General features: G+C 49.2%; 24 protein-coding genes. 6 read left to right on the forward strand and 18 right to left on the reverse strand.

Annotation, left to right across the window (positions count from 1 at the left end; all coding sequences use genetic code 11):
• The 15 genes from B4H10_RS08605 to B4H10_RS08675 form a co-directional block, all read right to left on the reverse strand.
• On the reverse strand, positions 1-1236 hold a 1236-nt coding region (locus B4H10_RS08605), incomplete at its 3' end, for a terminase large subunit (RefSeq protein ID WP_349678351.1).
• Between the two features lie 35 nt (positions 1237-1271).
• Positions 1272-1742 carry a phage terminase small subunit P27 family gene (locus B4H10_RS08610; RefSeq protein WP_026385613.1) on the reverse strand — a complete coding sequence of 157 codons (471 nt, stop codon included), beginning with the start codon at positions 1740-1742 and terminating at the stop codon, positions 1272-1274.
• A 166-nt stretch (positions 1743-1908) separates the two neighbouring features.
• Positions 1909-2520: a DUF4314 domain-containing protein gene (locus B4H10_RS08615; RefSeq protein WP_292018646.1), complete on the reverse strand. Its 612-nt coding sequence runs from the start codon at positions 2518-2520 to the stop codon at positions 1909-1911.
• Positions 2521-2596: 76 nt separating this feature from the next.
• Positions 2597-3493 carry an amidoligase family protein gene (locus B4H10_RS08620; protein WP_292018647.1) on the reverse strand — a complete coding sequence of 299 codons (897 nt, stop codon included), beginning with the start codon at positions 3491-3493 and terminating at the stop codon, positions 2597-2599.
• A gap of 113 nt (positions 3494-3606) precedes the next feature.
• Entirely contained in the window at positions 3607-4458 is an 852-nt protein-coding gene (locus B4H10_RS08625) for a hypothetical protein (protein ID WP_292018648.1), read from the reverse strand.
• A 61-nt stretch (positions 4459-4519) separates the two neighbouring features.
• Complete coding sequence (locus B4H10_RS08630; protein WP_292018649.1) at positions 4520-6034, reverse strand: DNA cytosine methyltransferase; 1515 nt, start codon at positions 6032-6034, stop codon at positions 4520-4522.
• Positions 6018-7253, reverse strand: coding sequence for a site-specific DNA-methyltransferase (locus B4H10_RS08635; RefSeq protein ID WP_349678353.1), 1236 nt, complete (start codon positions 7251-7253; stop codon positions 6018-6020). The genes B4H10_RS08630 and B4H10_RS08635 overlap by 17 nt, the downstream gene beginning before the upstream one ends.
• Before the next feature lie 366 nt (positions 7254-7619).
• Positions 7620-7979: an HNH endonuclease gene (locus B4H10_RS08640; RefSeq protein ID WP_292018651.1), complete on the reverse strand. Its 360-nt coding sequence runs from the start codon at positions 7977-7979 to the stop codon at positions 7620-7622.
• Between the two features lie 112 nt (positions 7980-8091).
• The gene (locus B4H10_RS08645) at positions 8092-8562 is read right to left on the reverse strand and encodes a sigma factor-like helix-turn-helix DNA-binding protein (RefSeq protein ID WP_292018652.1); all 471 of its coding nucleotides are present in this window, start codon (positions 8560-8562) and stop codon (positions 8092-8094) included.
• Positions 8559-9929: a DEAD/DEAH box helicase gene (locus tag B4H10_RS08650; protein WP_292018653.1), complete on the reverse strand. Its 1371-nt coding sequence runs from the start codon at positions 9927-9929 to the stop codon at positions 8559-8561. The genes B4H10_RS08645 and B4H10_RS08650 overlap by 4 nt, the downstream gene beginning before the upstream one ends.
• Positions 9926-10303: a VRR-NUC domain-containing protein gene (locus B4H10_RS08655; protein WP_269146155.1), complete on the reverse strand. Its 378-nt coding sequence runs from the start codon at positions 10301-10303 to the stop codon at positions 9926-9928. The genes B4H10_RS08650 and B4H10_RS08655 overlap by 4 nt, the downstream gene beginning before the upstream one ends.
• A gap of 70 nt (positions 10304-10373) precedes the next feature.
• Positions 10374-12617 (reverse strand): phage/plasmid primase, P4 family, encoded by a 2244-nt coding sequence (locus tag B4H10_RS08660; protein ID WP_292018654.1) that lies wholly within the window; start codon positions 12615-12617, stop codon positions 10374-10376.
• Positions 12614-13033: a DUF4406 domain-containing protein gene (locus B4H10_RS08665; protein ID WP_170088142.1), complete on the reverse strand. Its 420-nt coding sequence runs from the start codon at positions 13031-13033 to the stop codon at positions 12614-12616. The genes B4H10_RS08660 and B4H10_RS08665 overlap by 4 nt, the downstream gene beginning before the upstream one ends.
• The gene (locus B4H10_RS08670; RefSeq protein ID WP_292018655.1) at positions 13020-13817 is read right to left on the reverse strand and encodes a phage antirepressor; all 798 of its coding nucleotides are present in this window, start codon (positions 13815-13817) and stop codon (positions 13020-13022) included. The genes B4H10_RS08665 and B4H10_RS08670 overlap by 14 nt, the downstream gene beginning before the upstream one ends.
• A 38-nt stretch (positions 13818-13855) precedes the next feature.
• Positions 13856-14494: a hypothetical protein gene (locus tag B4H10_RS08675; RefSeq protein WP_292018656.1), complete on the reverse strand. Its 639-nt coding sequence runs from the start codon at positions 14492-14494 to the stop codon at positions 13856-13858.
• A gap of 394 nt (positions 14495-14888) precedes the next feature.
• Between B4H10_RS08675 and B4H10_RS08680 the strand changes: the two genes are divergently transcribed.
• The 3 genes from B4H10_RS08680 to B4H10_RS08690 are packed head-to-tail and all read left to right on the forward strand — an operon-like array spanning position 14889 to position 19261.
• A complete protein-coding gene (locus B4H10_RS08680; RefSeq protein ID WP_292018657.1) occupies positions 14889-16244 on the forward strand; it encodes a hypothetical protein in 1356 nt (451 codons plus the stop codon).
• 11 nt (positions 16245-16255) lie between these two features.
• Positions 16256-16909, forward strand: a complete 654-nt coding sequence (locus B4H10_RS08685) for a hypothetical protein (RefSeq protein ID WP_292018658.1) — start codon at positions 16256-16258, stop codon at positions 16907-16909.
• 6 nt (positions 16910-16915) lie between these two features.
• Positions 16916-19261, forward strand: coding sequence for an AAA family ATPase (locus B4H10_RS08690; protein ID WP_292018659.1), 2346 nt, complete (start codon positions 16916-16918; stop codon positions 19259-19261).
• A gap of 749 nt (positions 19262-20010) precedes the next feature.
• On the opposite strand, the gene B4H10_RS08695 is transcribed toward B4H10_RS08690, so the two are convergent.
• Together B4H10_RS08695 and B4H10_RS08700 are read right to left on the reverse strand one after the other, a co-directional pair.
• A complete protein-coding gene (locus B4H10_RS08695; protein ID WP_292018660.1) occupies positions 20011-20703 on the reverse strand; it encodes a flavodoxin family protein in 693 nt (230 codons plus the stop codon).
• A gap of 366 nt (positions 20704-21069) precedes the next feature.
• On the reverse strand, positions 21070-21357 hold the full coding sequence (locus tag B4H10_RS08700; protein WP_292018661.1) for a hypothetical protein: 288 nt from the start codon (positions 21355-21357) through the stop codon (positions 21070-21072).
• A 437-nt stretch (positions 21358-21794) separates the two neighbouring features.
• Here B4H10_RS08700 and B4H10_RS11560 point away from each other — a divergent pair, with 437 nt between their 5' ends.
• From B4H10_RS11560 to B4H10_RS08710, 3 genes are all read left to right on the forward strand, one after another.
• The gene (locus tag B4H10_RS11560; RefSeq protein ID WP_366788487.1) at positions 21795-21929 is read left to right on the forward strand and encodes a winged helix-turn-helix transcriptional regulator; all 135 of its coding nucleotides are present in this window, start codon (positions 21795-21797) and stop codon (positions 21927-21929) included.
• Positions 21930-22203: 274 nt separating this feature from the next.
• The gene (locus B4H10_RS08705) at positions 22204-22890 is read left to right on the forward strand and encodes an MmcQ/YjbR family DNA-binding protein (RefSeq protein WP_292018662.1); all 687 of its coding nucleotides are present in this window, start codon (positions 22204-22206) and stop codon (positions 22888-22890) included.
• A gap of 242 nt (positions 22891-23132) precedes the next feature.
• Positions 23133-23813 (forward strand): DUF2249 domain-containing protein, encoded by a 681-nt coding sequence (locus B4H10_RS08710; RefSeq protein ID WP_059075463.1) that lies wholly within the window; start codon positions 23133-23135, stop codon positions 23811-23813.
• A 276-nt stretch (positions 23814-24089) separates the two neighbouring features.
• On the opposite strand, the gene B4H10_RS08715 is transcribed toward B4H10_RS08710, so the two are convergent.
• Positions 24090-25804 (reverse strand): YadA C-terminal domain-containing protein (locus tag B4H10_RS08715; protein WP_292018663.1); only part of this gene is annotated, 1715 nt, incomplete at its 5' end.

Below are 25804 nucleotides of genomic sequence, written 5' to 3' on the forward strand. Positions count from 1 at the left end.
GGCGTTCCAGCGGTCATAGGCGATTTCCCGTATGTGGTACGTTTCCCCCAGGCGTTCGATAAACTTCTCGATGAAGCCGTAATGGATGACGTTCCCTTCCGTCGTCTGGATGAAGCCCTGCTTCTGCCAGATGTCGTAGAGAACATGGTCCCGGCGGCACCGCAGTTCCAGCGTGTCTTCTGGCAACCAGAAGAAAGGCATCAGGATGTATTTCTCATCATCGCTCCGTGGCGGGAAAGCCAGTACCAGGGCCGTGATATCCGATGTACTGGACAAGTCCAGCCCGCCGTAGCACATCCGTCCCCGCAGGGAATCCAGGTCAATGGGAAGGCTCCCCTTGTCGTAGACCTGTTCTGGTATCCAGCGGATGCTGGCCGAAGTCCAGATATTGAGCCGAAGCTGCTTAAAGACATTCTCTTCCGCCGGATTTTCGACGGCATTCCGATAGGCTTCCCGGACGCGGTCAATCTGTATGGTATGACCCAGGGACGGGTTCGCCTTGTACCAGTTTGCTTCATCCGTCCAGTCTTCCTCATGTTCCAGGCCATAGACCACGGGGTAAAAGGTGGAATCTTTCTTCCGGCCCGCCATCAAGTCCAGGGCCTTTGTGTGCAGTTCATAGCAGATGCTGTTCTTGTCGTTGCCTGCCGTGGTGATGATGAAGAAGAGCGGCTGCTCCCGGGCATCGCCGGAGCCCTTGGTCAGGACATCATAGAGCTTGCGGTTCGGCTGGGCGTGGATTTCGTCAAAGACCAGGCCCGACACATTGAGTCCGTGTTTGGTCCCGGTTTCCGCCGACAGCACTTGGTAGAACCCGGCGTTGCGATAATTGATGATGCGCTTGCCCGCCGTCCGTATCTTGGAGCGGCGCATCAGGGCCGGACTCATCTCGACCATCTGCCGTGCCACATCAAAGACAATGGAAGCCTGGTTGCGGTCACAGGCCGCACCATACACTTCGGCACTCGGCTCGTTATCGGCATAAAGAAGGTACAGGGCGATGGCTGCAGCCAGCTCGCTTTTCCCGTTCTTCTTTGGAATCTCTATATAGGCCGTCAGGAACTGCCGTTTCCCGTTTTCCTTGACGATGCCGAAGAGATCACGCACAATCTGTTCCTGCCACGGCAGGAGCAAGAACGGCTGCCCGGCCCATTTGCCTTTGGTATGACAGAGATGCTCGATGAAGGCAACCGCTCTGTCGGCCTTGTCCTTGTCGTAATGGGAATCCGGCAGCATGAACGCTGACGGCTTATATACAAATGCCAAACTTGTCACCCCCTTAACAGCAGTTCCATTTCATCCGTTTCTTTTTCTGCCCCGTTCTCTTCCCCAATCATGCGGCTCCGGGCTGACGGGGTCAGGCCAAACTGCTCACAGAATTTCAGCATGATCTTGAGGTTCGTCTGGGCAATTGATACCTGCGGTACCTGCTGCAGGTAGCCGTTCGGCGTCCGCACCATATCCCCATGCTGGGTGATGAACTCTTCCGCTCCTTTCCATCGGGCATATGCCTGGCAGTACCCGGCAAAGGCCATCATATCCAGATTGGTCAGCATCCCCATCTCAGCGAGGACTTTCCCCAGCCGCTTCCATTCTTTCTTGGCATCGTATTCCAGCCAGTCCGGGCAGCGAGGGAGCCGTCCCTTTGGCATGGGTTCCTTCTTATTGAGGGGACGATGGCCGGGATTGCCTTCCAGCACCTTGAGCGCCGTCGGCTTCGGTTTTCTTCCTCGTACAGCCAATGGCGCTCACCTCCCAATAAAAAAGCCCTTGCGGGCTGTACGACAGAGGGGACCGCATCTGCGTTCCCCTCTGGTTCTCTTTTTTAATTCTTCATGACCCATTCGATGGCGTGGCCATTGTCTTCGAACAGTTCGACGCTGACTGCCTATCCGATATTTATGCATCTTATTCGATGACTTCCCATTCATCAGCTCCGGGTATCAGCCCAAGACTGCTGCCTGTATCCCACTGTACATGGATGGTCCCAGCATCATCGACGAACTGGACGGTGCCTTCAGTTCCCTTGGGCGGAGCCTGCCTGTCATCCATGGCGATAAGCCGGAGCCGCGTTCCTTCCATCCGTTCCCGGCTGTGCCGCAGGCCGACCCGCAGGATAGACAGGTCGAAACCGAACCTGCGGTAATCCCGCTCCATGTTCTGATAATACCAGTCCTCCGGAATACCGAACCGCCGGTCTTCGTGCATGATGTACACAAGGCCGCTGAGGATGCCATCATCTGTTTCCACATCCACTTCTTTTTTATAATAGAACCGCGGGAAGCCTTCATAGGCATCGAGCCGCCGTTCATCCGCCGGAGAAATGCGCCAGAAAACAACCGGCACGAAGGCATCCGCCTTCTTCTCGATCGTGGCGTAACATCCTGTCAAGGAACCTTTGAAGAGGAGTTCATAGCCCCGGATTCGGCCCGTCCCTGAAAGAACGGCGTCAGGACACCGTCTTGCCATCTGTACTTCACTCATGTTGCTACCGTAGGCAATGTAGATTCTTTGTTTCATCGCTCTCATCCTTTCTGAAGGGATTGCCCTTCTACCACCCCAAGGGCAGCTGAAGCTGCCCGTAAGGCTATCCCCTTCAAGCGGCGGCATTGCGCCATGCGGAATTGCCTGTGAGGTGTTTCAGGAAGTGGAGCCGGCAGGTCTTGAACTCGTCACCGATGAGTCCGAGCCGGAGCATCCAGCACCGGAAAGCGTATTTCTCATTGTCCGTTTCGGTCTTTCGGGCCGAGGCTTTCTTCTGGGCCAGGGCCTGATGAGCGACGGCCAGGCAGAACTGAATGTATGCCTTTATTTCCCCAGCGTGGAGTGTCCCGTTGAAAAGCCGGAACTCGACGGTCCCTTTGGTGAAGGTGGCATGCAGGTTCAGCCCGTGGTAGCGGGTGCTGTTGTAATGATGGTTCCGTCCGTAGGGTGCTTCCTGATACCAGAGGTCGGCGATGCCATCCAGCGTGTCCGGCTTTTTCCGGTTGAGGTCCTTCAGGAAGGTGGTGTTCGTTTTCCGGCAGTATCGGCTTTCCCGCGATGGGTTAATCTGGAGGGCGCGGTAAATCATGTCTTCCTTGCTCGCCATAATGTTCACCAGGTTCCGCAGGGTCTTTGCCGTGAAGCGTTCGGCCCCGACGTGGATGTGGATGCCGCAGGACTTATTGGCAAAGGCCCCGGCCTTGCGTAGCATCCGCACCAGTTCCTGCAGCTTCGGGATGTCTTCGTAGGAAAGAATGGGACTGACCACTTCCGTGCGGTAGAAGCTGGAAGCATCTGTAATGTTTCCGTTCACCTTCTTCTGTGGAACCAGGCTGGAGTCGTTCATGGCTTTCCATTTCCGTCCCTGTTCATCCCTTGCGGTGTAGGTATCGTAGGCACCGCCTTCGTGCCGGCTTTCCGTCCCGAAGAAACGGGCTATGAGGCTGGCGGCCCGGCTTCTCGTAATCCCTGTCATTTCCATTTCGATGCCAAAGTGTAGTGTTTTCATAATCCTCTCTGTCCTTTCTATGTGTGCGTGTGTTCTTTTGGTACACTATATATCACTCTAAAGGCACACAATAGCAAGTCATTTTGAGAATACTTATGAATTAAATTGAAAATTTATGGGTTCTGATGCCGGCGTTCCTTCTGCTTTCTGGCATGAGCCTTGGCTTCTTCTTCCGTGCGGAAGGCGCTCCATCCCTTCAGGCCTTTCAGCAGGGCCATGCGCGATTCGTGGCTGGCCTTGGTCCCCATGCCGATGCGCAGGAGCCACATCCGCAGGTAGTACTTCTCGTTTTCAGGCTTCCGTGTGTCAGCCTGAACCCGTTTCGCTTTTTTCGCTGCGCTGACCATGAAGGCCGCTAGTTCAATCAGGGCGCGGTTCTTCACAGCATTGCCGGTTGCGGCAATGCAGAATGTCACCGTATCTGCCGCAATCCAGAATCCCCGCCCTTCCTTGCGATAGTTCTGATAGATGGCAAAGAAGGAAGTCTGGTCGGTACCAGGTTCTTCTTTCAAGTCTTCCACCAGCCTATCCGGCACATGGATGTTTTCATGTCCTGCCGCCCGGTTCAGCAGGTACTGCTGGGCGTGGAGCATGAAGACCAGGTTGCGGAGCTGCGCACCGTCCATGCCATCAATGGGAACCTTGATTTCCATCCTGTCCGGATGCGGCAGTGCGTCCAATCCTGGCGTTTCATCCTGCTCCAGCGGCTCTTGCGGCACTTCGGGTTCCGTTCCTTCTGCCGATTCCGGATGCGGAAGGATGCCTGCTTCCTGCAGGAAAGCCGTGATGGCGGCTTCTGTCTTTTCATCATCGCATTCGATATCGCCGCTGCGAAGGATGCGGAACCCCCGCCCTTCGTAGGCAAAGGCCGGCGTCCCCGTATAGCGGAGCTTTTCGTTATGGTTGAAGGGAATCAGCCTTCTGGCCAGTTCCTTGCGGTCGTTCAGGTTCGTCTGGATTGTCATGGTCTATGTACCTCCTTGTTTTGCTAGTACATATATCACTCTGAACGCCGATAATAGCAAATCATTTTTGCATCTTTTTCTCAAAGAAGCAGGCAATGCCGGCCAAGACGAAATACACGCAGGGAAGGGCGACACCGTTGCCCCACATCTTGTATTCCGCAGAATCCCGGTACGGTTCCTTCAGCCATTTGATAATCTGGTTCCGGGTCTTGGGCTTTGTCTTTTTCCCCAGGGCTTTCCGATGGGTCTCAAAGACATCGCTCCAAAAGCGGATGTCTTCTTCAGACGGGTTCCCTGTTTCCAGATGGCTGCACCACCAGTCCGGGAATCCCTGGAGCCTTGCACATTCTGCCGGCATCAGGCGGCGGACACGAGCATGGCTGTTGATGAGCGGCGGATCTTTATAATCCGTAGCTACCAGGGAACTGGCCATTTCCTTCGCCGCCCGTGTGAAGTGGGAATTCTTGCTGGCACTATAGGTCAGCTCCACCACAGCGATGCCGCCCTGGTTGCTCCCCGGTACATTTCCCGAACGGTCGACGGTCCGGCAGGTATCGCTCTCATAGATATGGTTCCGCATATTGCGGGTGCCGTCCGAGGTCTGCCGTACATCATAGGTTTTCTTTTCTCTGTTGCCCCCGCCCTGTAGGACCAGCGGCTGGTTGTTGCCGCCCGTCCCGTACCGCGCCGTGAGTGATGGGTTCACAGAGAGCGGCCCCTTGTACCGGGCATCGGCTCCATGGTTCTCAAACACCGGACCCGGCAGATTGACGATGACCGGAGGATGATGGGCTTCTGCCCGTAAGGTGTTCGTCCGCTCTTCCGTCACATCCATTCGGATGCCGCCCTGGTCATTCAGGCAGATTGTGCCTGCCGTTCCAGGGCCAGGCGCAAGACGTCCGGCAGCACCCTGCCATGCTCGGAAGCCCCGCGCAGAATACCCTGACAGGCCCTCGGACTCAAATAGAACCTTTCCGGCACTTTGTCCATCAAAATCTGCGACAAGGTAGATGCGCTTTCTTCTCTGGGGGACGCCCCAGTATTGGGCATCGAGGACGCGCCAGGCCACAGAGTACCCGTTTCCCAGGATGCATCCCGCAGGCTGCCATCTGGCACAGCCAGCCACTGAAACCGCAGGGTCTTTGATGCGGCAGATTTCTTCAAGGACCGTCCGGAAGTCCTCTCCCTTGTTGCTGGAGAAAGCCCCAGGGACATTCTCCCACACGATATATCTTGGATATTGTCCATTCGTTTCTTCCCTCATTTCCTTCACGATGCGCACTGCCTGATAGAACAGCGAGGACTGCGAACCGCCAAGGCCATCCCTTTTTCCGGCAATCGACATATCCTGGCAGGGACTGCCGAAGGTAATGATGTCTACCGGCTCGATTTGTGCGCCGTTTATGGCACTCACATCGCCGTAATGCTTCACAGATGGCAGCCGTCTCGTCGTCACGCGGATGGGGAACGGCTCGATTTCCGAGTTCCATACAGGACGGATGCCCGCCAGGATGGCGCCCAGTTCAAAGCCGCCGCTCCCGGAGAACAGGCTGCCCAGCTTAATCTGTTCCATCATCTGCCACCTCCGCATACGGGATTTTCTCATCCCCGCGCAGGATAAACACACCCGCGTCCCCATATTCACTGATGTAGCGCCTGACGATGACGTCGACGAACTTCTCGTCCAGCTCGATGCCGTAACAGATGCGGCCCGTCTGCTGGCAGGCCATGAGCGTAGAACCGGAACCGAGGAACGGGTCCAGGATGATGCAGTGGCTCATGGATGAATTCTGTATAGGATAGGCCATGAGAGCTACAGGCTTCATAGTGGGATGCTCTTTGCTGGCTTTCGGCCGGTCGTATTCCCAGATGGTCGTCTGCTTGCGGTCAGAATACCATTGATGCCTGCCGTTCAGCTTCCAGCCAAAAAGGCACGGTTCATGCTGCCATTGATACGGGCTACGTCCCAGTACCAGGGCGTTCTTCTTCCAGATGCAGCAGCCGGACAGGTAAAAGCCTGCGTCCTTGAATGCCTTGCGGAAGTTCAGCCCCTGGGTATCTGCGTGGAATACATAGATGGAAGCATCCTGCTCCATGTTCTGTTCCATATTGACGAAGGCCGCGAAAAGGAACTGGTAGAACTTGTCATCCGGCATATTATCGTTCTTAATCTTGCCGGCCGTTTCTTCGACATCGACGTTATACGGCGGATCCGTCAGCACCATGTTGGCCTTCTTCCCCGCCATCAGCCGTTCATAGGTTTCCGGCAGCGTCGCATCGCCACAGATGACGCGGTGGTCACCCAGGAACCAGATATCTCCCGCCCGGGCGACGGTCGGCTTTGCCAGTTCACCGTCGACATCAAAGTCATCTTCCTTGATTTTCTTGTTGTACACTTTCGAGAAGAGCTGCTCGACTTCCGGTGCTTCAAAGCCCGTCAGGTCGACGTTGAAGTCGACGCTCTGCAAATCGACGATGAGGTCGGCCAGGAGCTGTTCGTTCCAAGCACCCGTGATTTTATTGAGTGCGATGTTGAGCGCCTTGACCTTATGCTCATCCTCGATATGGACAACGACACACTGGACTTCTTCGTAGCCCAGATTCTTCAGTACGGTCAGGCGCTGATGCCCGCCGATGACCGTCATGTCGTAATTGACGATGATGGGTTCCACATAGCCAAACTCCTGAATGGACTTCTTGATTTTCTCGTATTCCTTGTCGCCAGGCTTCAGCTGCTTCCTGGGGTTATATGCCGCAGGCTTCAGCTGGCCGATGGGCAGCATCTTCCATTCCATATCCGATGTCTTCACACGCTTGCTCCTCTCTGAAGGCAGCCGCCACCGCTCTGCCGTAACCGGCGAGGTGGTGCCACCTGCAATAATTCCGTACGCTGTCCCGTGACAGCTTGGTCTTCCTGGCGATGGCTTTGTAGCCCATCCCCTGCTTCCGCATGGCTTCTATCTGCCGACGCTGGCAGTCGTTCATGACAGGCTCCTTTCACACAACAAAAAAGCTCCGGGCCAAATAGCCTGGAGCAGATGATTCGATTTTAGATGCCGGGTATCCCCCCTTATGAATTTCGCGTTTTTTCACGTTTGAGGGGGCGGCGGTCATGGGCAGAAGGGCTGCAGAGATTTGCATCCCCCGCCCTACGGACGGATTCAGTACTTGTATTCGATGTCCCGGTCTTCGGTCATCGTCTTATGGTCATGGCAGCTCTTGCAAAGGGGCTGCCAGTTCGTTTCGTCCCAGAACAGTTTCTCATCACCGCGATGCGGTTTGATATGGTCAACGACCGTTGCCGGGACCAGACGGCCTTTGGCTTTGCAGCGGACGCACCAGGGATGACGTTTCAGGAAAAACTTCCTGGCCTTCTGCCACTCCCATCCGTAGCCACGTGTTTCTGCATCAGCCCGGTCGCCCTGGCACTGCCGTTCATGTTCCTCACAATATTTTCTTCCATACGGCACCAGCCTGGGGCAGCCCGGATATTTGCAGGGTGTCTTTGGTCTTCTGGGCATTCTTCCTCATCTCCGGCATCAAAAAAGGACCGCTGGCATTTCGCCACGGTCCTTTATCCTTTTCTTGGTAACTATATCATATCACACAGATGGGGCTGTAAACAAGAGAAACCTACTGCAACTTGGTGCAATCCGGCTGATTCATTTCTGTCAGGTCAAGGTGTGCCAAAGCATCCCGGTGGATCTGGTACACACGGCGGGGCTGCAGCTTCATTTTCTCTGCAATCTCCGGCCAGTCTTTAAAGGCCAGGTATCTCAGCTCCAATACGATTCTTTCTTTGGGGTCGTCCAGTTTGCGGATTGCTTTCATGATGCTGCCTTTGATGTCCACCAAGTGGTCGATGGTTTCATCCACCTCTTTTTCCAGATCCACAAACCGGATAATCACGTTTTCCATCCGCTTAGGGTCCGGCGTACTGCTAGGTGGTGTTTCACTAAAGGTATTATTCACTTTGCAGGCCAGGTGCCGCAGAGCTGTCACATGCTCCAGTTTACTATCGATTTCCATATTGATGTAACGCGCCCGTTCTAAAAATTCTCTTACTTCCATCTGTTTATTTGCTCCTTCTGTTTCCTGTTTCATAGTATACCCCCATTTTCTGTTTCCGTCATGCCCAGGTCAGCCTTTACGGCTTCAATCAGTGCGGCCTGGGTTCCGTTTTTGTGTTTCAAGACGTTCAGGATGCGTTCATCAATCGTGTCCTTGGCTACGATGTGCTGTATGATGACCGTCTTGTCCGCCTGCCCCTGCCGCCAGAGCCGGGCGTTGGTCTGCTGGTACAGCTCCAGGCTCCAGGTCAGGCCGAACCAGATCAGGATGGAACCGCCCTGCTGCAGGTTTAGGCCGTGTCCGGCAGAAGCTGGATGGATGAGGGCCACAGGAATCTTTCCTGCGTTCCAGTCGGCGAAATCCTGCAGCTCCTTCAGTTCCCTGGCTTCCATCCGCTCCCGGATGCGGTCCTTATCGTGCTTGAACCAGTACGCCACCAGGACAGACTTCCCGTTGGCACTTTCTACTAGGTCTTCCAGGGCCTCCAGTTTACGGTCATGGATATTCACGACGTTCTTGTCATCTGTGTAAATGGCGCCGTTCGCCATCTGCGAAAGCTTCAGGGTAAGCGACGCGGCATTGGCAGAGGTGACCTCGCCGCCTGGAAGCTTCAGTACCAGGGACTTCTTCAGTTCGTCATACCGTTCCTTCTCCTTTTCACTCAGTCTGACTTCCTTCGCTACGCTCACCAGTTCTGGCATTTTCAAGTAATCGGCCGCCTTCATGGACACGGTGATGTCGGCAATCTGGTGATAGATGGCTTCTTCCGCTCCCGGCAGGGGTTTGTAGGAATACACCACCATGCCGTTGCGCTTATCTGGCGTAAAGTACAGGTTCCGGTACTGGCTGATATATCTCCCCAGCCGCTCTCCCATATCCAGGATGCGGAACTCGGCCCAGAGGTCCATCAGACCATTGCCGCTGGGCGTTCCCGTAAGGCCGACGATGCGTTTCACCCTGGGACGCAGAGCTTTCATGGCCCGGAACCGCTTCGACTGGTGGTTCTTGAAACTCGACAGCTCGTCCAGAACGACCATATCGAAATCCAGGCGGCTGTTCTCATAGAGCCAGGCCAGGTTCTCGCGGTTCACGATATAGATATCCGCATCCTGCTGCAAAGCCCGCCGCCGTTCTGCCACGGTTCCCACGACCACACTGCAGGTCAGCTCTTTCAGGTGATCCCACTTCCTGAGTTCATCCGGCCAGGTGTCTCTCGCCACCCGCAGCGGAGCTACCACCAGCACCCGCTTAACTTCAAAGGCATCATACATGAGGTCACGGATGGCCGTCAGCGTTGTCACCGTCTTGCCAAGGCCCATGTCTAGGAACAGGGCTGTAATGGGATGGGACTTGATGTATTCGATGGCGTATTTCTGATAATCATGCGGCATGAACTTCATGCACCTCCGCCCCCTTTCCCATCAGGCATGTGGGCGATAGCCTTCAGGACTGCGGGAATATCCTCCATGGCATCCAGGACGAATACCTGGTAGCCCAGCCGTCGCAACATGGCATGGCGCTTCAGCTGCAGCGGCCTTGGCTTCTGCCCCGGCGCCTTTACTTCCACAAAGCCCATCTTCCCATCAGCCAATAGAATCAAGCGGTCCGGCATACCTGCAAATGATGGCGAAACAAGCTTCACTGCCTTACCGCCAGCCTTCTCCGTTTCCATCACCAGGTGGTGTTCGATTACTTTTTCTCGCATATTACTCACCTCTTTTTTATAGGGGTGCAGGTCGGTGAAGGTCGTTTCATAAACTTCCCTTAAAGACATTTTTTCTATTTTTCAGCCCTAAAGGGGGGTTATATATTGACCTGCACCGACCTGCACCCTTCCCTTTTTCTTACAGGAAATCTGTGACTTTCAGCTTCAGCCCATAAATGAAATACCCGGCTTTCCGCTTACGCCTGTCAAACCCAGTTTTCTCTAATGCTCCGTAAAAATCCGTCGTACTGCGGGTATACTCGTTCATCTGCTGGCAGTACAGCCGATAGGCCGTATAAAGTTCCCCGGACTTCTCGCTGAAAGAGGCATCTTCTTCACAACAGTCATCCAGGAAATGCCGAAGCCAGTCATTCTGCCCGCGGTATTCATTGATGGCAGATGCGACGCAATCAGGCGTATCCAGGTGATAGTTCTTGGCAATGACCCTCTCCGCCCCTTCGATGATCCATTGCAGGATGGCAGGACCGGCTTTCTCCACCAGGTAGTCTGCGTAGTTTTTGATGTCGCTCTTCCCTTCGAACTGGGCCTTGAAGGGCATGACGATAAGACGCCGCCATGTCCCTTCGTCATTGGCACCCACCCTGGGCAGGTGGTTCGTGTAGAGAACCAGCGTGTGTGTCGGTACGAACTTAAAAGGATCCTTATATTTCTTTTCGCCGCTCACTTCATCCGTTGAGCAGAGCTGTTTCAGGATGGATGTAGAAAGCCGGACGCCTTCTTCCATTTCGGCGGCAATGATCATGCGCTTCCCCTTCAGCTCCGCCATTTCCGGACGGACGTTCCGCTTGCAGCCTGCCGTCAGGGCATCGGCAGAGATGCCGCCGCAGTAGCTGCCAAGGACGCGGGCCAGGGAATTCCAGTAGGTCGACTTGCCGTTGCGGCCGTCGCCGTACGCAATGACCAGGGCTTCCACATAGACTTTGCCGATGGCCATCAGGCCGCTGATTTCCTGGGCGTAGTCGATGAGCGCCGTATCGCCGGTAAAGAACTGCCGGACGGCCTGTTCCCAAATAGCTTTCCCTTCGATGCCCGGGTCTACAGAGGTACATTTCGTGATGAAGTCCGTCGCTCGGTGTTCCTGCCGTCCCCGCATCCCTTTCCGCAGATCATATGTATAAGACGGGGTGTTCAGCAGGAATTCATCTGCATCCAGTGCCTGGATAGGCATCTGGACCATGGGTTTCAATGCCTGCAGGGCCGACAGGATATAGCGCATATCGCGGCGTTTCAGGACAAACTTCCGGTACGCTTCTGCGGCAAGGTAGGAGGCGTAGGCTTTGGTCTGCTTTTCCTCGATCATCTTCTCCAGGTTCCGTCCGCCCTTACGGATGATATCTTCCGAAATCCCTGTCCCTGCTAATTCCTTGAGTGCCTGTTCGGACTGTTCATTGGCATCAGCCAGCTGCAAATCCAGGAATTCTTCTGCCGCACCGACCGCTGCCTGCCGCGATTCTTCCCAGCAGATGCCGTCGTAGCGGATGAAGTCCGTGCTGTCGGTGTAGCGCAGTTCATTACCGTATTCTCTGGCGATGACCTTGGCTTGGCCGATATCCGAGTAATCCTCCGGCCGCAGGGAGTCCCGGGTGCCGAAGTCGTTGTTGTATTCATCTGGGCTGATATACCCTTCCTGCTTTGCGATGCGCTTGCCGAAGCGTACAGCACTGCCCCAGATAGTGTTCAGCTCGGCATCGGGAAGCGGCGGGTCGCATTTTTCCGCTTCGTCGAGGAAAAACTGATACGCCTTTTCCGTCGCCCCGTAACGTTTGATGATGCGGCCGGCAAAGCGGCTCATGGTGCTGTTCCTGCGTCCGGCCGGGATACTGCGTGACTCGGCTTCCCCAATCTTAAGTACCTGGTCGATTGTCGTTTCCCCATCCTGCCACAATACATTCTCGACGGGACAGCCATAGATGAACCGGGCCGCATCGAGAGCCGCTTCATCAAAGAAGGGATAGGCACGGTGGATTGCCCGTTTCAGTTCTGCATAATGCTGTTCATCCGTGATATCCGGAATCCCGAAATAGGCATGGAAGCGTGGTCTGGCACACTTGCCGTCCTTGGGTTTCATGTGATTCCTTGACGGCACGATGGCCACCGAGACTTTTGGCAGCATGGCCAGGAGCTTTTCCATGGTAATCCAGTCAGCAGGATTCTCTGAGTAGGTATTGTCGCAATCCATGACCAGGACATCGGCAGAGAGGAAGTTCTCCCGCTTCCGATAACAATCTTTGAAGGTCACGCAGACATGATCAAAGGCAGCTGCCGCTTTGAGGTCTTCGGCGCAACTGATTTCCTGCTGTCTTGGATAGCGGCAGTTCGCTTCCACGCCAGCAAAATCAGATATGTAAAGTGTAAAATTCATTTTTGAATCTCCTCCAAGTCACTGTTAAAATATCGCAATCTATAATTCTTCCATCTGGCTCTTTTGATTTCAGTCTCCATCCCGGCTGATATGGCATCGCCGAATACCCAGACTTCCCGGCACAGGCGCATCAGGATATTGCCAAAGTGCAGCCCCAGTTCCCGTTCCTTTGGGTTGGTGTCATCCAGGAACTGTGTGAACAGGAGATGCGGGGCTATGGGAATACATCCCTGCTCAAAAGCAAACCGGGAATATCGCCGGGCATTTTCTACGTTCCCGGCGATATTGCCTGAATACGGCGAACATATATATACCAATGGCCTGTAAACCCTGATCGTTTTCTGTTCATTGTCGATAAGCGCTAATGCATCGTGTGGGGTAGGGTCCTTATAATGTTCATGGTTAAATATCGTCACACCCGCACCTCCCTCGCTCAATGAGCGGGAAATTCCCTTCTGCGGTCATCATCCGATAAATAAACAGCCGCCCTTTCTGCGTCCAATACGTATAGACGCGGTTATGCAGGACTCCATTTCCATCGGGAACGTTAAACGTTTTTGTGCTGGTATAGCCTAGCGGCGCATATTCTTGGTAAAGCAGCCAGATGTTGCCCTGTTTGTACTGGATGCCTCGTTCATGGAGCCAGTTGTTCAGGCGCTGGGCAGACCATCCGTAATCTTTGGCGATGACCGAAGTCTTGACGAGGTCTTTGCACTGGAGGACCAAATCATAGTAAGACGCCTTTGGCCGGAGTTCAGCAATCTGTTGCTGTTGAGCGGCTGCAAGAAGTTCCATGGATCTGCGATGTTCTCGTTCTTCCTTGAGTCTGGTAAGTGCAGCAATAGCCAAATCCGGATTGTTAAGGATAGCATCCGTTGCATATAACCCCGTTCTGCGGATAGACGGAATCACTTCATGGGTCACCCATCTCTTAAAGGCCTTCGCTTCGGGTTTACGGCTTCCAAGAATCAGCGTGTACAATCCTGGTTCGTTGACGACCTTCTTTTCCGGGTTCCCCGGAATACCCTCGATTAAAACTAGGGTATTTTTTTCGTCTTCATCTAACCTCGACAGCGCATCGCTGGGATTGGAAATATCCAGAATCCGGCACACATCGGCAGCTACAAACCATGGCTCACCGTTCACGATGGCCGTACGCACATTCATTCCGTTGTAGATAAAGTTTTCTACGTTCGTCATGTTAATGACCTCCTTCAAATTCGGTACGGAGTTCCCCCCTATTTTTTAGCCTCTACAAGGCTTCCAATCTGACGGTTTGCAAAATAATTTTGCAATTTTTTTCTGGCCCTTTTGAGCTTCTGTGTGATATTGTTTTCGTTGGCTCCAATTCTGGCAGCGTACCCCCGAATAGATTCACCATTGATGAACACAGCAATGACCGCGTCGGCCCACTCTGGTTTCTTTTCCAGAACTCTACGTATAATCTGGCAAACCGCTTCGTCATCGACTTTACGTTCCCAATCCAGTTCATCTCGGCTGACCAAATTCATATCCGGGACGGGTTTCCCATTGCGCCAACATCCGCTCCCAGCAATTCCGCAGCTATAAGTATCGGGTGCATCTTCGATAGGATTAGCCAGAACTCCATCTTGTTCATCGCGGCGCTGGTAATCCGGGAACGCAGCCCTTCTGCGATGTTCCCTGTGCCAGTTGTTATATAGCGGTCTGTTAAATTCCGCATTCATGATTTCCTGAGCGCTGCGCCGGATTACGGGTTCTCCGTCTGTGGCATCCTGTTTTCTCTGCTGATAATCCCGCTCGATCATGATTTTGCATTCGCCCTCCGCGACTTCGACATCCATGGTCAGGGGGGCCTTTGATTCGTCGTTGGCATAATATTTGACTCTGATTTTCATTTTTTGCATCCTTTCTCTGCCCATGCCAGAGGACGAAAAGATGCAAAATAAGGCCCGTCGGAAAATACCCCTACGAGCCTTTACAAATCCAAAAACGGCGCATGAAATGACACGGTGAGGGCATTTCCATCCTGCCTGCTACCCAGCGGGTAACGGGTAAGACAGTCTATACATCTCATCGTCCTGATGCGCACTTGGACATGTTAGATTTTTTTAAGCTTCAGCTGAAATTGGAAGTGCGGTTCATGTATGATATACTTAAATAAAAGTATGTCGAGAACTGCACTTTACTGATTTCATCTGTCTCTAATTTACTGTAGCGAGCGTTCCGAGCAACCGTTACTTGTGTTACTTTTGATGCCTAACGTTACTTTTTTAAGGAGGTACAAAAAACATGCCCTTATCGAACATTCCTCACCTGTGCGGAGGAATCTTCTTTGATTTATTACTGGAAGCACGTCGGTTTCGTACCAGCCAACGTGACACGTTTAACAGCAAAGCAGATGGGCTTTCTGAACCGGATATATACTGCGGTCTGGCAAAGATACTCACAGGGGAGAATCTTTCCAAGTCTCGCGGCACCGCATTAAAGAAAAGCGTGTCCAACTATAAAAAATGTGAAAACAGCAAAGGGGATTATGTTCCTTTTACTGATGAAACACTCCAATCGACTTTCAATACAGGCTATAACGAAAAAAATTCTGCTATCCTCGAAAGGACAGCAGAATTTATAAAGCAATATTTAAATCCAGAAAAATGCAAGTGGCTCGTCCGGGTATTGATTGATATTATGCAGAAAGATAAGTCCATATCCCCGGGCACAGAACTTGCTATAAACTTCGGAGAATGTATACCTGTAAGTTGTCTTCATGAAGCCAAAGCCATATACTTTTTGCCTTTTTTCCTCAGTGTTCTGCATTATGTCGTTGTTAATTGCCCAGACTGTGAATCCGGTCGCGATACATTCAAGGCCTGGTATACCCAGTCTTCCCCGAACGCAGCCTGGAAATTAAAGAATGAAATAAAGCAAAACCTTGGTAAAGACGTAAAACCGATAGAAGTTATCATGGATTTAAAAATCCATGATGATGTAGAAAAGGATTCTTCAAAAGCTGCCGATAGCGAAGCAGAAAGTCCTGAATCCGAAGATAAAGAACTGACAGTATCTACGGATTCCAAAACCAACGAAGAAGTACCCTCAGAACCCCCTCTTTCCCGCCGTGACACTAAACTTTTAGCTGAGTTAATGAGGGACTTCAATGAGCTGTTGAAATTCGGCAGCGATACCGACTTAACTATCATGCCTATGCCATCTAGTTATTCGGATAAATTCGACGATGTATATAAGAAATGGGAACATTCCGATAGAAACTTTAAAAACAAGGAACTGAATAGCTTGAGGGTAGATATCTTAGGAACTTTGTATTGTTATTTTCATTTTTGGGGCTGCTATATGTGGTATGAATCTGCCACTGATTGTTTCGTTCATAAAAAAAACTTATCTCGCGATGCCGAAAAAATAGAAGAAGAACTTCGAAATCGGATAGATTCCGATAGGAAAGCTTGCAAACAGTTGCATGAACGCCTGTGTCAATATATCATCGACTTCGATATCGTCGTTGAAGATGTCAACAAAAAAGCCACCCCGGGTGAAAACCACACCACGATTATCCAGAACCAAACGAACATCGCCCATAGCGAATCAAAGACATATAATATTAAAGACAGCAACATCATTTTCAACAAATAAGGAGCACCCGAATGAAAATGCCTGCCCGTGTTGACCCGCATATCCCTGTCGTGGGCAACAGCACCTACATAGAAAATCAAAGCAACGATAACTATAACATCAATCACAGCAATATTACTTTCAATATAGCGCTGCCCCCACAAGGAGCAAGTAACAGTGCGGCACAGATGATAGCTATCGAAAACTTCAGCAAGGAATACTATCAGCTTCTCGTTACCGGTGAGGAGGATGCCTTTAAAAACAACTATGTTACCGTGCCTAAAGAATATGCGTTGAGCAGACGTTATGTCCCCGCAGAAATACTGGGACGATGTTCATCCCTGTCAGAAGAAGGCGTCGCTGAACTAAAGACATTTCCCGCCATCATCTGTATGGAAAACGAAAATCCGGGAGGGGTTGCTGGCTCTAATCAATGTGCAATATATGCGTATATAACACAGATAAAAAAAGAAAGCCAAGCTATAAAAGTCGTTTTCTGCCCCATCGCTTCTATCCCTCAAAAGGTGCTATGTGAAAAAAAATATGCAGTCTGTTTCGATTTAAACATGGACTGCGTTATCACGGATCTAAACTGCTGTGCCTGGTCTGTTCATAAAGTGAACCTGTTTGAAGCTTTTAAAGAAGCCGGACTGGAAAAACTTCCGTTCCCTTCGCAATGGAGGTAATTGCCTATGGATAAAAAATTTCAAAGTGAAATAACACAAATCAAACTTGACGCCGCTACTTTCAAAGGGACCGGCGAATGTATAGAGCCAACGTATATTAACTACTTCTTTGGGAATAACGGTACTGGTAAGTCCACTATTGCTAAGGCAATCCAGTCTGGCCTGGGCGTTACTTATGCTCCCGGAGTGTCTGCAGATGACTGTCAGGTCCTGATTTATAACCAGGAATATATTGACCGTAATATGCAAAACTTCCACAACCTTCCAGGCGTCTTTACGATGACCGAAGAAAATGCAGAAATCCAGCAGCAGATTGATGAGGCCAGCAGAAAAATAGACGCCGCCCAAAAAATAATCACTGGCGCTGAGACAGAAAAAGCTAAACTATATGATAAAAAAAATCGGCTCGACAAGAACCTATATAACGAAGTATGGGAAAAAACGGATACGCTCAGAACCAAGGATTTCCCCAACACTCAGACAGGGGTATCGAATTCTAAAAAGAAGCTCGCTGAAAAGGTAATGGAATACGCCCCGACTGAGTACGACCTCAATGATTTGAAGCGTATGTACAGTTCTGCGTATGCTGCCGCTCCTAAAAAATATAAATTGTTCCATACGATTCCTGATTCTTCGGTTCTTGATAATATCGAGGGTAACGATGTCCTTTCTATTGCCATCGTCAATGCATCTGAAACTCAGCTTGCCGAATTCTGGAAAAATATCAGCAGTGCTGAATGGGTCCGTACTGGTCACGCAGAGTACCATCAAAAGGCCGGCGGGAAATGTCCTTATTGCTCTCAGACTTTGCCGCCCGATTTTGAACAAAAGCTTACGGAAAGCTTCGATGATCAATATAAAAAGAACCGGGGCAGACTTGAAAACTTTCTGAGCGACTACAGAGATGCCGCCAACACTCTGTTCATTCCCATATCAAAGATGCCAGAATCTGTTTACCCGGCAATTGACCTGAAACCCTACAAAAACAAGCTGGATGCTCTCAAAGGAATCATCGCTGCAAACATCCAGCAGATTAATGCCAAAGTAGCCAAACCCGCTAAAATAGTCACGTTAGATGATACCGCACCACTATTATCAGATCTTCAGGCACTCATTGAAGGGTATAATAAACTGATAGAGGAAAATAATGCCGTCGTTGATGACGCCCCTAAGAAAAAAGAAGAGTGTAAAGATAAGGTCTTTGCTTATCTGGCATTTTTTGCAAAGGATATCATGACTGCCTACAGGAACAGTTATGCCGATATCGAAAAGCAAATAAAAGAACAGCAAGCCATCATTACAAAACAAAATGCTGAAATCAACGAACTCACTAATTCTATTCGAATACTGAACAGTCAAACAAAAGAAACCGAATCAGCCATGAACAACATCAATCTCATGTTGAAAGATGCCGGATTCCAGGGATTCGAAGTCTGTCCCCACTGGGAGGAAAAAATATCCCCTGACGGTTCCGTGCAAAAGATAATCCCATCGCCGGTTCGTAACTACGCTGTAGTCCGTACCAACGAAATTACGGGAGAAAAGGAGATTGCACAAAACCTTAGCGAAGGGGAGAAAAATTTTATCGCTTTTCTTTACTTTCAGCAGAGCGTGTTCGGCAGCACAGATGCAGAAAACATTCCCCGCAAAAAGATTGTTGTCATTGATGACCCTGTATCAAGTATGGACAGCGGTACCCTTTTTATTGTAAGTGCACAAATTCGCAGGATGATCCACATCTGCCGGAATAATGTTGACAACAGGAACCCCGTTGTAAATGGTAATTTTATAAAGCAAATTTTTATTCTCACGCATAATGCCTATTTCCACCGCGAGGTCACCTACCTATATGCAAATAGATGGGATTTTGTTTCTTTCTACCTTGTGCGGAAATTCAACAATAAATCATCCGTAACTTTGTATGACCAGCAAAATCCTGACTGTCCTTCCGAAAGGATGAATATCAACCCGGTCAAAAACTCCTATGCCGCTTTGTGGGAATCTTATAAAGAAGTCAAAAGCGGCATCCCGCTTAAAAGTATTATCCGGAGAATCTTGGAATATTATTTCCTGCAGCTGTGCGGCTATGAAGGTGACGATCTTCGTAAATGCATTCTGGAAGACCACAGAGATGATTTTATGTATGATGAAAATGGAGCCGAAACGCCGGACCGGTATGAGATGGCCAAGGTTCTGCTTTCTTACATCGTTGCCGATAATTCAGGTGTCAACGACGGTATCAACTATACTGATGATTTTCTCGATGTGCAGTTGTATCGGAATACGTTCAAAATGATTTTCAAATACATGAACCAGGAACAGCACTTCAATATGATGATGGGCATTAGATAGGAAATAAACAGAGCGACCAAAGTGGCATCAATCACAAAACCAGGTATAGGTGTGATGGCCCAGATGACCTTTTAAAATATGCATAGCTCTCCAACCGTCAGGTAGAAATTTTCTTGAAATGCTTGATAAATAGCAAAGACCTCGTACATATTTCTGAATATGTACGAGGTCTTTTACTATTTATTGTATATCTTATTTTCACTAAATACTACATATAGTATCTTAGTAGTAAAACGGTAGTACGTTTTCTTTTTTCACCTGCCGCAAAGCCCGATTTCATGCGGTTTGTCAAAAAATCAGAAAGTAGTGCCGTGACAGATGAAAAGTATCTTTATCACTTTATTTTCACTCCTTCTTATGTCGGGATATGCCAATATAATGCGGTTTTCCGAGGTTTACACGTTTCTGTAAAGAAGACAGAACCCGGCAAAAAACGTCATAACTTTGCCCTCTGTAGTAGTAAAAACGGTAGTAAAACGGGCCCTTCCTACTACCGAATTTTTTGGGTGATTTTTCCTCTGTTATTATAGCAAAAAAGGAGGGTTATAGTCAGCCAGCGAAGACAGCAGGTATGTGTCAACAAGTTATCCATTTCCAAGCATAAAAATACCCTCATTACTGTTTTATCCAATAACGAGGGTAAGATAAATTATGATGAATACCCACAATTATCTGCGAGTTTCTGTATCGTAATCTTATCGATATTTTTTACCGCAGCAAGCTCCTGAAAAGAAGCGGCAAGTACCTCTCTAGGAGTTTTTCGTTTCATTTTTACGGTCTTCCGCCGCCATTCGAGTCAGTCTCATTCCAAGGTCATATGCCTTTTTCAGGTCCTTTGGAAAAACTTCTTCCCGCTGCCGCTTCTTGTCCGCTTCATCAAAAAGATTCTGCCTGTAACGGGAATAATCATTGTATTGATAAGTGTTGCAGCAGTACTGAACTTCGTTATATCCATAAACAAGGTCCATGGTTTTTCCCCAGGTTCCCAGCAGCTCCGGATAATGGAATTTTTCCATCTCCTCTTCCTTGCAGTTCATGGAATAGATCAAAGCAGAGAATTTTTTATCATGAGGAACCATATCGGGCTTCCCGTCCTTATAGAAATATGAATAGATTGGGAAAAGGGAACGATTGAGGAGGCTGATGACCTGCCCGTTAGGATAGCCGAAATAGACGGGACTTCCCACGATGACCACATCGGCTTCCCAAATCTTTTTGAGAACAGGCTGAATACTGTCCCGGACAGCGCATAACCCATCCGTTTTGCTATTCTTCAGCTTACAGGCATAGCATTCCCGGCAATCCGTAAATTCATAATCTACCAGATGGATGAGTTCTGTTTCAGCACCAGCCGTCTCGGCTCCCCGCTGTGCCTGCTGCAACAATTGGGCAGTGCTGAAATTTTTTCTTGGACTTCCATTCAATAAAATTGCTTTCATCATAATCTCCTCTTTCTTTCAGAATGTCGTGCTGGTTCAGACCCAGCAGTCCATCGAGTTTTGTCCAATGAATTCGCTTTTTCTACAATCATGTCAATTCCATTCCCGTAAGGATAACTTCTGTTTTCTTCTTGAATCCGTGCTTTCCGTAGAACCCCGGCATGGAAGCTCTCTTATGTCCATTTTAACACAGAGATGCTCTAAGTACTACTGCATTCTGCTTCCCTATCCTACGATTGTTTTGTTAAAATATCCTCTTTACCGTTTTGTCCAGTAAAAAAGGGTACATCCGTTTTTCGACGATTCGGAAATGTCATCCATCATGGGCTCTGGAATACTAGCCATTGCTTTTGGTTGAACAGAAGTTTCCTATTTGTTGATTTTGTTATCCATGCGATCACTGAGAGGCACCACTTCAGATGCAACAGCTTGATTCATCTGCCCTACGTTGACGACATCCGTATCCGCTTCCCCTGTTGCCACGCCGGTGATCTGGTGGGTTACAATGTCACTCCCTATGGCGATGACAGCATGAGTGGATTTCCAGAAATAATCTGTATGCGTCGTTTCGTCATCCGTTTCATCATCAAAGACAGCACCAGGCTTTCCTGCCTCACATTTGCCATGGACCTGCTCCCCAAGGCAATGGACCAACAAATCCAGTACCTTATCTTCCCTCCCATCTTATCTGCCTCATTTCTGGTTATCTGCCTCATTTTATGCTAAAATGTTGCAGATAATAAAAGATGAGGGAGATTTTTATGCGAACCTTTAACTACTCGCAAGAAATGCAGAATTTACTGACACCTGAAATTGTCCAGCTTCTTACCTGTATCCATGACTGCGGTCCTGCTCTTTTCATCACGCCTTATCGGGAAACCAAATCACTTTGGGTTGGATCTCGCCTACCTGCTTCAGTTCTTTCCGCACATTGAGTTTTGTGGTTTATCTCTGGCATGAAATATTTTAGAAATTAATTGAGCGAATCATGGAGAAGAAAATAGAAAGGATGATGTATATTGAGCGACAACGCCAAACTGATAGTAGAAGCGCCCAACGGGGATTTTTGCCCCGTCAGGCTCATGCAAAAAATTATGGAGGGGAAATGGAAATTTATTATTTTGTATTACCTCATGCTGAAGCCGACACGGTTCAATGAACTCCAACGTCTCATACCAAACATCTCGCATGGCGTTTTGACCACACAGTTGAAGGAAGACATGGGATAATCCCACATTGGAAATCATATACATCGAAAACGCTCAACTCAAATTTGAGAAGGGCTACAATGATACCGAGAGGGTTCTTTGATTTGCAAGCAGCTGCATGAACTTCATGTGGTGGCTTTTTTCAAATTTTCCGGAATATGATATACTTCTATCAATAACAGTTATACTATTTCGAGGAGACAGAATACACGCAACTATTACACCAGATACAGTGTCGAAATCACAAAGGCTCCCTATGAATTAGGCAAAAATTAATCAAGGATGTGCAACCATTATGATACAAATCGAAGAAACAGTCTTTGCCCGTAAACGCTGGATAGAAAGTAAGATGCTCGCTTATGGATTTCATAAAACAAATGAAACGTATATACTTGAAAAACCATTTCTTGACGGGAATTTCAAAGCCATCCTTTCCGTTACCTCAAAAGGGCTGGTTACGGGTAAGGTCATAGACCGGATGACCCAGGATGAATATTATCAGTTGCGTCAGGAAACCTCCGATGGCGCCTATGTCCATACGGTCCGTTCTGCTTATCTGTCCCTGCTTAAAGAAATTGCCACTTCCTGCTGCGGCGATGTCCTATTTGCCTCAACTCAGGCCAACCGGCTGACCCAGGCCATTTTGGACAACTTTCAGGTCAGGCCGGATTTTCCCTGGAATCATTCCGCACGATATCAGTCGTACGGAGCCTTCCGTCATTCTTCCAACCGGAAATGGTTCGCCCTCATCATGAATGTAAAAAGAGGTGTGCTGGATAAAGACGGCAATTCCGGTCAAGTTGATATCATCAACGTAAAAATCAGACCTGAACAAGCAGAACAGCTTCACCGCATCCCCGGCATCTACCCCGCTTATCATATGAACCACAAGACGTGGATTTCAGTGGTGCTGGATGAAACCTTACCGGATGAAAGAATCTTGGAGTTCATTGACACAAGCTATCAGTTAACGATTCACTAAAGAGGAATACAAGTACTAATTGTACAATTATTACGTCTTGCACTTCCTTTATTATGAAATCACCAAAGCTGTGATATACCAGTCATCACATTTTTCCACCCTATCGAATAGCAGATTCTGTTATAAAACCAACATACTTGTCTCCCCGGCCATGATATACTGATTCCAGAAAGACAAAGAAACCAATAAAAAACGCCTATGATGACTGTATCATGAATAGGCAACAGAAAGGGGCAGACCTCATGAAAAATATAGAATGGAAAGATAAAGTGGCAAGTTTTAAAAAAATTGATGTGCGCGGCATTGCCGGTAATTTCCTTGATGGGCTGAAAAAACAGGCGGCAAAGCTCCCCGTCGGCGAAGGGATAGAAGTCATTCAAAGTTTCGAACCTATTCCCCTCTATGAAATCATGGAAATGCTGGGATATGTTCACTATACAGAAAAAACAGCGGAACATGAGTATCACGCTTATTTCTATCGGACCGAGGAAAAAGGGAACGTAGAAGATGCGCCGGAACGGCCGGCAGTCATCGCCAATTATCCCATGATCGATGAAAAACTGGGCGAGCTGGCTGTAGAATTTTGGGATATGACCTGGAAAAGCGAAAAACGATATCTCGATTACAACATCCGGCTCCTGCTCTCTCTGGCCAATGCCGTCGGTGCCGGAAGGATGCGGCAGGCCATGCGGGAACTGCTGAAAGCCTATGCCAACGGGCTGGATTCCAGAGCCCTGGACGACGTGTTTGAACAACTGGCCTGGAATATGGGCATCGGCTTCTTCAGTTCGGAAATTGCTCCGTCTCCCCTGTTTCATGCGTATAAGCTGATTAAACAGATGGAAAAACAGGGAAAAGAGAGAGACGAAATCAACCAGATGCTAAGAGAAAAATTTTCAGATAAAAAAGGTGTATGCAAGTAACATGTACCCTCTTTACCGGATGTCCCGGTAAGGAGGGTATTTTCATGGGCTATACCTATGAATCGTGAATACAGTGTCCCATAATCCGACATCATAAAGAAAGAGTTCCCTATTTCACGATATGATTCTTCGACTTTATTGAGCGTTCTTCTTGTTTTTTGCCAAATTGGGGTCTGTAACAAAATGAGTTTTTGATATGCTCCCCCTATGAGAGACAGTAAAAAAATAAAACTGTCATCATAGGGGAAGCATATCATTTAGCCCCATTCTTTTTACCTATCTTACTGTTTCTTGTGATTTCTGGATATGTGATCCATATACATCACGATAATCATTCTGAGCTTCATTGTCTTTATCATTAATACGGACGCGTTCTACCTTATGCCGGTCATTGTCCTTTCCGGAAATACGATCTACGCGGAAGCGGTCAATATTTTGCACTTTAACCAATTCAGGTCCAAACTCATCCACGGAGCGAGCCATATCACCATCAGAAGGTGCTCCATTCTGCAAGGCCCGATAAATAATTGCGGCATATTCATAACGGGTCATGGCCCGGTCGCCCTTAAATTCTCCATCCGGATATCCCTGTAAATACCCCCGTTCAGCCAATGTTTTCACGTATTGGTAAGCCCAGTGGTTTTCAGGTACATCGGGGAACATCATGCTATTGGCTGGATTGGGAACAGCTTTGACATTTTGCCCCGATTCATAAGCAGCCAGTTTTTTAGTGAGCACTTCTATTTGGGCTTTCATGGCCAGCATGTCCCTTGCCATAGAAACACGAGAGCGGGATGCATGGTTCTTTTGACCAAACTTCCAACTAACGCCTGCATTCACCATGTTTTCTCCTCCGCTGAAGGATCCACCTACGCTGAACATCGTATCCTCATTGGGCCGGTAAAATGCCCCGACAGCTACGGCATGGGCATCTTTATAATTACCGTAACCGACAGCGAAGTCCCATTTGTCATCAGGATCAAAATCCAACGGATGCAACCCTGACAGAGCCGCAGCACCGGCACCGACGCGGTTCACCTGATTTCCTAATTTACTGATCCGTGTTTCCGCCCGGTATAACTGACTCCCGTTTACGGCATCAGTACTGGTCGATGAAATATCTCCAGGAGCTACATGGGTAATCTTATTTCCGCCATTATTCAACCCATCTTTATTAAGGGTAACATCCTGACCGGCAGAACCATTCTGGATTGTCATCCCTCCCGTCGTTACGGTAGTGTCTCCCACATTGACAGTGCTGGCATTTACCGTCGTGATATTACCCGTATCTGCTGTAACGGTCTTTGTGGTAACCGAATCCAGTCCTTTCAAATCTTTTGAAAGCCGCACTTTCAGGTTATCACTTCCATCAGATACCACTCCGATATTGTCTTCCGTTGACAGTTTAGAAGAATCCGTAATGCCCCCGACTACATTTACCTGGCCATTGAGTTTTTTACTGATTACATTTCCTACATCGCCGCCATATTTCATACCATCATTCATCGTGGCAACCGTCTGGGTATTCCCATTGTGATCTTCATAGACAATCCGATCAATCCCATCCGTGCCATTATAGCCATCCGTACCGTCTACTCCATTCACACCTTTTACAACATGGATATCAGCAGAAGCACCATCCTTGCCATTGATGCCAATATGACCATCCGTACCATTGGTTCCGTCTTTACCTATAGAAGAAATGGTAACGCCATCTTTGCCATCAGCACCTTTTACCCCCATAGCTCCATTGATGCCATCAGCGCCGTCTTTGCCCTGGCCGCCCACGGTAACCGTATCTGCTTTCAGATTCTTATCCAGTCCGATAACCAGGTTTCCATCTGCATCCACTACAGTTTTGATGTTGGAAGCATCGTATTCCGTATCTGCTTTTGTGCCATTTCCTTTGATTGTCATGGTGCTGTTCAGTTTTTTAGCCACAGATCCTGTATTTCCAGCAAACTTCAGTCCATCATCGAGCGTGGCAACTT

The organism is Megasphaera sp. UBA4382, assembly GCF_002391155.1.
Classification (GTDB): Bacteria; Bacillota; Negativicutes; order Veillonellales; family Megasphaeraceae; genus Megasphaera; species Megasphaera hexanoica.

What these genes read in the sequence shown, in the direction of transcription:
- B4H10_RS08615 (WP_292018646.1), bottom strand. Translation starts at nt 2,520, where the DNA reads ATGAAACAAAGAATCTACATTGCCTACGGTAGCAACATGAGTGAAGTA.
- B4H10_RS08620 (WP_292018647.1), bottom strand. Translation starts at nt 3,493, where the DNA reads ATGAAAACACTACACTTTGGCATCGAAATGGAAATGACAGGGATTACG.
- B4H10_RS08625 (WP_292018648.1), bottom strand. Translation starts at nt 4,458, where the DNA reads ATGACAATCCAGACGAACCTGAACGACCGCAAGGAACTGGCCAGAAGG.
- B4H10_RS08630 (WP_292018649.1), bottom strand. Translation starts at nt 6,034, where the DNA reads ATGATGGAACAGATTAAGCTGGGCAGCCTGTTCTCCGGGAGCGGCGGC.
- B4H10_RS08635 (WP_349678353.1), bottom strand. Translation starts at nt 7,253, where the DNA reads ATGGAATGGAAGATGCTGCCCATCGGCCAGCTGAAGCCTGCGGCATAT.
- B4H10_RS08640 (WP_292018651.1), bottom strand. Translation starts at nt 7,979, where the DNA reads ATGCCCAGAAGACCAAAGACACCCTGCAAATATCCGGGCTGCCCCAGG.
- B4H10_RS08645 (WP_292018652.1), bottom strand. Translation starts at nt 8,562, where the DNA reads ATGAAACAGGAAACAGAAGGAGCAAATAAACAGATGGAAGTAAGAGAA.
- B4H10_RS08650 (WP_292018653.1), bottom strand. Translation starts at nt 9,929, where the DNA reads ATGAAGTTCATGCCGCATGATTATCAGAAATACGCCATCGAATACATC.
- B4H10_RS08655 (WP_269146155.1), bottom strand. Translation starts at nt 10,303, where the DNA reads ATGTCTTTAAGGGAAGTTTATGAAACGACCTTCACCGACCTGCACCCC.
- B4H10_RS08660 (WP_292018654.1), bottom strand. Translation starts at nt 12,617, where the DNA reads ATGAATTTTACACTTTACATATCTGATTTTGCTGGCGTGGAAGCGAAC.
- B4H10_RS08670 (WP_292018655.1), bottom strand. Translation starts at nt 13,817, where the DNA reads ATGACGAACGTAGAAAACTTTATCTACAACGGAATGAATGTGCGTACG.
- B4H10_RS08675 (WP_292018656.1), bottom strand. Translation starts at nt 14,494, where the DNA reads ATGAAAATCAGAGTCAAATATTATGCCAACGACGAATCAAAGGCCCCC.
- B4H10_RS08680 (WP_292018657.1), top strand. Translation starts at nt 14,889, where the DNA reads ATGCCCTTATCGAACATTCCTCACCTGTGCGGAGGAATCTTCTTTGAT.
- B4H10_RS08685 (WP_292018658.1), top strand. Translation starts at nt 16,256, where the DNA reads ATGAAAATGCCTGCCCGTGTTGACCCGCATATCCCTGTCGTGGGCAAC.
- B4H10_RS08690 (WP_292018659.1), top strand. Translation starts at nt 16,916, where the DNA reads ATGGATAAAAAATTTCAAAGTGAAATAACACAAATCAAACTTGACGCC.
- B4H10_RS08695 (WP_292018660.1), bottom strand. Translation starts at nt 20,703, where the DNA reads ATGATGAAAGCAATTTTATTGAATGGAAGTCCAAGAAAAAATTTCAGC.
- B4H10_RS11560 (WP_366788487.1), top strand. Translation starts at nt 21,795, where the DNA reads ATGGAGGGGAAATGGAAATTTATTATTTTGTATTACCTCATGCTGAAG.
- B4H10_RS08705 (WP_292018662.1), top strand. Translation starts at nt 22,204, where the DNA reads ATGATACAAATCGAAGAAACAGTCTTTGCCCGTAAACGCTGGATAGAA.
- B4H10_RS08710 (WP_059075463.1), top strand. Translation starts at nt 23,133, where the DNA reads ATGAAAAATATAGAATGGAAAGATAAAGTGGCAAGTTTTAAAAAAATT.